General features: G+C 68.4%; 5 protein-coding genes. All 5 read left to right on the top strand.

The window, feature by feature from the left end; all coding sequences use genetic code 11:
• Positions 1-89: 89 nt before the first annotated feature.
• Positions 90-1,490, top strand: coding sequence for a glycine--tRNA ligase (locus tag IEY81_RS11135; protein ID WP_189118546.1), 1,401 nt, complete (start codon positions 90-92; stop codon positions 1,488-1,490).
• Positions 1,491-1,569: 79 nt separating this feature from the next.
• Positions 1,570-2,244 (top strand): hypothetical protein, encoded by a 675-nt coding sequence (locus IEY81_RS11140; RefSeq protein WP_189118547.1) that lies wholly within the window; start codon positions 1,570-1,572, stop codon positions 2,242-2,244.
• Positions 2,245-2,299: 55 nt separating this feature from the next.
• Positions 2,300-3,436: a tRNA dihydrouridine synthase DusB gene (dusB, locus tag IEY81_RS11145; RefSeq protein WP_189118548.1), complete on the top strand. Its 1,137-nt coding sequence runs from the start codon at positions 2,300-2,302 to the stop codon at positions 3,434-3,436.
• Positions 3,437-3,660: 224 nt separating this feature from the next.
• Positions 3,661-4,563, top strand: coding sequence for a VldE C-terminal domain-containing protein (locus IEY81_RS11150; protein WP_189118549.1), 903 nt, complete (start codon positions 3,661-3,663; stop codon positions 4,561-4,563).
• Positions 4,564-4,863: 300 nt separating this feature from the next.
• The gene (locus IEY81_RS11155; RefSeq protein ID WP_229787716.1) at positions 4,864-5,826 is read left to right on the top strand and encodes a VldE C-terminal domain-containing protein; all 963 of its coding nucleotides are present in this window, start codon (positions 4,864-4,866) and stop codon (positions 5,824-5,826) included.
• The last annotated feature ends 174 nt before the right edge of the window (positions 5,827-6,000 follow it).

A 6,000-nucleotide genomic window follows, 5' to 3' on the forward strand; every position in this document is an offset into this window, starting at 1 on the left:
CGGATACGATTTACGAGTCGTTGACGACATCCCCCTCAACACCGGGCCCGGCAGCCGGCCGGGCTCACCTCGAGCAGAGAGCATTCATCGTGGCAAAGCCGCCAGCATCCACCCTTGACCTCGTCGTCTCCCTCGCCAAGCGGCGTGGATTCGTCTACCCCTGCGGCGAGATCTACGGCGGCACCCGGAGTGCCTGGGACTACGGCCCCCTCGGTGTCGAGCTCAAGGAGAACATCAAGCGCCAGTGGTGGAAGGCCATGGTGCAGCAGCGCGACGACGTCGTCGGCCTCGACTCCTCGGTGATCCTGCCGCGCCAGACCTGGGTCGCCTCCGGCCACGTCGACACCTTCAACGACCCGCTGGTCGAGTGCCAGAGCTGCCACAAGCGGTTCCGCTTCGACCACCTCCAGGAGGAGTACGCGGAGAAGAAGGGCATCGAGGACCCCGACTCGGTCGACATCAACGAGCTCGTCGCCTGCCCCAACTGCGGCACCCGCGGAGCCTGGACCGAGCCGCGCGAGTTCTCCGGCATGCTCAAGACCCATCTCGGTGTCATCGAGGACGAGTCGGGCCTCCACTACCTGCGCCCGGAGACCGCGCAGGGCATCTTCATCAACTTCGCCAACGTGGTGACCAGCACCCGGCAGAAGCCCCCGTTCGGCATCGCCCAGACCGGTAAGAGCTTCCGCAACGAGATCACCCCCGGCAACTTCATCTTCCGCACCCGCGAGTTCGAGCAGATGGAGATGGAGTTCTTCGTCAAGCCGGGTGAGGACGAGGAGTGGCACCAGTACTGGATCGACGAGCGCACCCGCTGGTACACCGACCTCGGCATCAACCCCGACAACCTGCGCCACTACGAGCACGCTCAGGAGAAGCTGAGCCACTACTCCAAGCGCACCGTCGACATCGAGTACCGGTTCAACTTCCCGGGCAGCGAGTGGGGTGAGCTCGAGGGCATCGCCAACCGCACCGACTTCGACCTCGGCACCCACATGAAGCACTCCGGCCAGGACCTGCAGTACTTCGACCAGGCCAACAACGAGCGCTACCTGCCCTACGTCATCGAGCCCGCGGCCGGTCTGACCCGCGCGCTGATGACCTTCCTCGTCGACGCGTACGCCGAGGAGGAGGCGCCCAACGCCAAGGGCGGCGTCGACAAGCGGGTCGTGCTCCGGCTCGACCACCGGGTCGCGCCGGTCAAGATCGCCGTGCTGCCGCTGTCCCGCAACGAGGCGCTCTCGCCGAAGGCGAAGGCGCTCTCGGCCGAGCTGCGCGCCAACTGGGCCGTCGACTTCGACGACTCCCAGTCGATCGGCAAGCGCTACCGCCGTCAGGACGAGATCGGTACGCCCTACTGCGTGACCGTCGACTTCGACACTCTCGAGGACGACGCGGTCACCATCCGTGAGCGCGACACCATGAAGCAGGAGCGGATCCCGCTCGAGGGCGTGACCCGCTACTTCGCTGAGCGGCTCATCGGCGCCTGAGTCGAGTCGTTACCGCGTCGTAAACCTTGCAGGGGCGTCCTGCCGCACGATTCCGAGAGGCGTGCGGCAGGATGTCCCCATGCAACGAGCAGGTTCTGTACTCGCCGCATCCCTCACGGCTGCCGTCGTGGCCGTGTCCCTGATGGGCTGCAGCGGCACCGCGCCGAGGACCAACGCGCCGAGGCCGTCAGCGAGTGCCTCCGCCTCGACATCGCCCTCCGCGTCGGCGTCGCCGACCCCGGGCGCGATCACCGAGCAGGGCGCCGACCGCCGTCTCGGCGAGTCGGCCACGGTGGAGTGGACGCCCAAGGAGGGCGTCGACGGGAAGATCACGATCACCATCGCGCGGCTCGAGTCGACCTCCTACAAGCAGACCTTCTCCGGCTGGAAGCTCGACGAGGCGACGCTGGAGCGGGCGCCCTACTTCGTACGCGCCACCGTCAAGAACGAGGGGGACACCGACCTCGGCGGCTACGACGCCCCGCTGTGGGGCCTCGACGACGAGGGCAACCTGGTCGAGGCGGCTGCCTTCAAGGAGTCGTTCAAGCCCTGCGACGGCAAGGCGTTCCCCAAGCCGTTCGCCCCCGGCGCCACGGCCAAGGTCTGCCTGGTCATGCTCGTCCCCGACCAGGGCAAGCTGATCGGGGTCAGCTTCCGTCCCTTCGAGGAGTTCGACCCGATCACCTGGCAGGGCGACCTCACGCCGTACGCAGCGCCCAAGCCCTCACGCTCGCCCTCCGGCTCCCCGTCCTGACCTCGTCGTTCGCCGGATTTCTCCTGCTCAGGGGTGAGGTCGGACAATAGAAGGCATGTCCCTTCCTGGCCCGCTCGAGCTCGGCAGCCTGACCGTCGACACCCCCGTGGTGCTCGCGCCGATGGCCGGCGTCACCAACGCCGCCTTCCGGCGACTGTGCGCCGAGCAGGGTGCGGGGCTCTACGTCTGCGAGATGATCACCTCCCGCGGGCTGGTCGAGGGTGACCAGCACACCAAGGACATGCTCGTCTTCGACGAGGCCGAGACCGTACGCAGCGTGCAGCTCTACGGCACCGACCCGGTCTACGTCGGCAAGGCCACCGAGATCCTCTGCGGCGACTACGGCGTGGCCCACGTCGACCTCAACTTCGGGTGCCCGGTGCCGAAGGTGACCCGCAAGGGCGGCGGGGGAGCGCTGCCCTACAAGCGCGGCCTGCTCGGGGAGATCCTGGAGCACGCCGTGCGCGCGGCCGAGCCCTACGACGTACCGGTGACGATGAAGACCCGCAAGGGCATCGACGACGACCACCTCACCTACATGGACGCCGGCCGGATCGCCCAGGAGAGCGGCGCCGCCGCGATCGCGCTGCACGGGCGTACGGTCGCGCAGGCCTACTCCGGCACCGCCGACTGGGACGCCATCGCCGAGCTGGCCGCCTCGGTCGACATCCCGGTGCTCGGCAACGGCGACATCTGGGAGGCCGCGGACGCGATCCGGATGGTCGAGGAGACGGGCGTGGACGGTGTCGTCATCGGCCGCGGCTGCCTCGGACGACCCTGGCTCTTCCGTGATCTGGCGGCAGCATTCGCCGGCGAGAGTGTCAAGGTGCTGCCCACGCTGGGCGAAGTGACCGACATCATGCGACGCCATGCTGAGCTGCTCTGCGAGCACATGGGCGAGGAGCGTGGCTGCAAGGAGATCCGCAAGCACATCGCGTGGTATCTGAAGGGCTTCAGTGCGGGGGGCGAGATGCGTCGCACCCTCGGTCTGGTCAACAGTCTGAAGGACCTCGACGAGATGCTCTCCAGGCTCGACCGCGACGAGCCTTTTCCCTCGTCACAGCTGGGTGCGCCGCGTGGTCGACAGGGTGCGCCGCGCGACAAGGTGGTGCTTCCCGAGGGGTGGCTGGACGACGCCGACGGGCGTGGATGCGGCTTCGCGGAGAACGTCTCGGAGACCTCCGGCGGGTGATCTTCCGGGCCCCTTCGGAAGGGTCCGAAGGGCAGTTTCAGGGCTTCGGAATCAGTCGCTCGACAGATACAAAACAACGCAAAAACTCGGTAAGGGAATTGGAATACCCCTTGGCGTGTGTGCTGTACTCATTGCCGTGCCCGACCTTCCCCGACGGGTTTCACTCGTTGAAACCCATGGAGATGCTCGGGCACTGACCATGTAGCCGAGCAAAGGATTTGCGAGTGGCCGGCAGCCACAGAGGCGACACTCGGGCCGTCCGTAAGACCAAGTCAATAGTTGCCAGCGCAGGCGTCGCGGTCCTCGCGACCGGAGTCGCAGTCGGCGCTGGAGCCGCGTTCGCAGAGCCGACCTCGTTGATCGCCGAGAACGCTGGCGCATCCCTCTCCTCGTCCAAGGCCAAGGTGCCGAGCACCCGTGACGACGCGCGCGTCGCCGGGGACCGGCGGGAGGCCGTCATCACTCGTAGCGGAGACAGCCGCGAGTCGGTCTCCTCCGTCGAGACGCTGACCAAGGGACCCGAGCAGGTCGAGACCGGCACCGCCAAGGCGGTCAAGCGGTGGACCGAAGAGGCTCTGAACCTCTGGTCGGCCTACGGCAAGCACGCCACCCAGAGCGGTGAGATCGAGGCAGGCGAGCTCGTCTACGCCACGGGGCGCTCCGAGTCCGGCCGCGACGAGATCATCGTCGACGGTGAGGTCGCCTGGGTGACCTCCGGTCACCTCGCCGACGAGAAGCCGGAGACCACCGGCGTCGCCGCCGGCGTCAGCGCTGCCCCCTGCGGAGACTCCTCGGTCGAGAGCGGTCTGACCTCCGATGCGGTCACGGTCTACCGCGCGGTCTGCAACGCCTTCCCGGAGGTCGCCTCGCTCAGCGTCGGCGGCTGGGACGGCCACGGTGAGCACTCCTCGGGCAAGGCGCTCGACTTCATGCTCGCCGACAAGGGCCTCGGTGACTCGATCGCCGCGTTCCTGCAGCAGCACGCCGCCGAGCTCAACCTCTACGACATCATCTGGTACCAGCGGATCTGGACGCCGGTGCGTGCCTCGGAGGGTTGGCGCTCCATGGAGGACCGCGGCTCCGCCACGGCCAACCACTACGACCACGTGCACGTCTCGACCAACTGACCGACGCGCACCACGTTCGGCCCGGGCTCATCGAGCCCGGGCCGACGTACGTCTGGGGGTGGGTCGGAGATCAACAACTTCGCAAAAGTCTCCGGACGACCATGGGATACCCCCGCAGGTGTGTGCTTGACTCAGGCGCTGTGTCCGGCGTCACGACCCGCTTCGGCGGTGAGCGGCGGCGGACGTTCTCGGGCGACACCCCCACATTGTCGAGCGAAGGATTGCGCAGTGGCCGGCAGCCACAAAGGCGATTATCGAGCTGTCCGCAGAACCAAGAACGTCGTCGCGACCGCAGGGATCGTGACCCTCGCGACCAGCGGCGCCGTCGCTGCGGGGACCGCGGCCGCCAACCCCGGCACCGTCGTCGCCGAGATGGAGGAGCGGTCCGGTCTCCGGCTCCCGTCGCCTGCGGACCGACGGATCCAGGCCCACGACAAGGTGGCGTCGAGCATCCCGCCACTGCCGACGACCCGCGAGGACACCCGGAGGTCCCACGACCGCCGCGAGCTCGGCGAGCGGGGGACGGTGGTCAGCCGCGGCGGCGACCGAGGGGACCGTACGTCGCACAGCGGACTTGATCCGGTCGCGACGATCGAGTCACTGACCGAGCGACCTGCGAAGGTCAGCGGCGGCGCCCAGAAGGCGGTGCTGCGCTACATCCAGGACGACGTCACCGTCTACGCCGCCTACGGCAAGCGCGCCAAGCAGCTCGGCGAGCTCGAGCTCGGCCGTGCGGTCTACTACACCGGCCGCGACGAGGGCGGCCGCCAGGAGATCGTCCTGGAGGGCAACCCGGTGTGGATCCCCGAGGGCCACCTCGGCGAGACCAAGCCCGAGCCGCCGCCCGAGCCCTCGCCCGCCCCGACCCCGACCACGCCGCCGTCCGACGCCCCGGCCGGCCTCGACTTCTCCGCCTGCGGCGACTCCTCCGTCGAGGACGGCCTGGTCTCGGACGCCGTCGACCTCTACCGCGCCGTCTGCAACGCCTTCCCCGCGGTCGCCTCGGGCACGACCTACGGCTACGACCCGCACGGCGAGCACATCGACGGCAAGGCACTCGACTTCATGACCGACGACAAGGAGCTCGGCGACGCCATCGCCGCCTTCGTCCAGAAGCACGCCTCGGCGCTGAACATCTACGACATCATCTGGCAGCAGCGCATCTGGACCCCCGTCCGCTCCTCCGAAGGCTGGCGCCCCATGGAGGACCGCGGCGACCCCACCGCCAACCACTACGACCACGTCCACATCGCCGTCAACTGATCCCGCGAGCCGGCGCGTCTGCCCCACTCAGGATCGCCGAGTCGGCGCGTCTGCCTCATTGAAAGGCGCTGAGCCGGCGCGTCTGCCCCACTCAGGATCGCCGAGTCGGCGCGTCTGCCCCACTCAGGATCGCCGAGTCGGCGTGTCTGTCCCGCTGAGGATCGCCGAGTCGGC

Source organism: Nocardioides luteus, from assembly GCF_014648595.1.
GTDB classification, from domain to species: Bacteria; Actinomycetota; Actinomycetes; order Propionibacteriales; family Nocardioidaceae; genus Nocardioides; species Nocardioides luteus.

Excerpts from the sequence above, each read along its gene's own strand:
- IEY81_RS11140 (WP_189118547.1), top strand. The coding sequence starts at position 1,570 with ATGCAACGAGCAGGTTCTGTACTCGCCGCATCCCTCACGGCTGCCGTC.
- dusB (WP_189118548.1), top strand. The coding sequence starts at position 2,300 with ATGTCCCTTCCTGGCCCGCTCGAGCTCGGCAGCCTGACCGTCGACACC.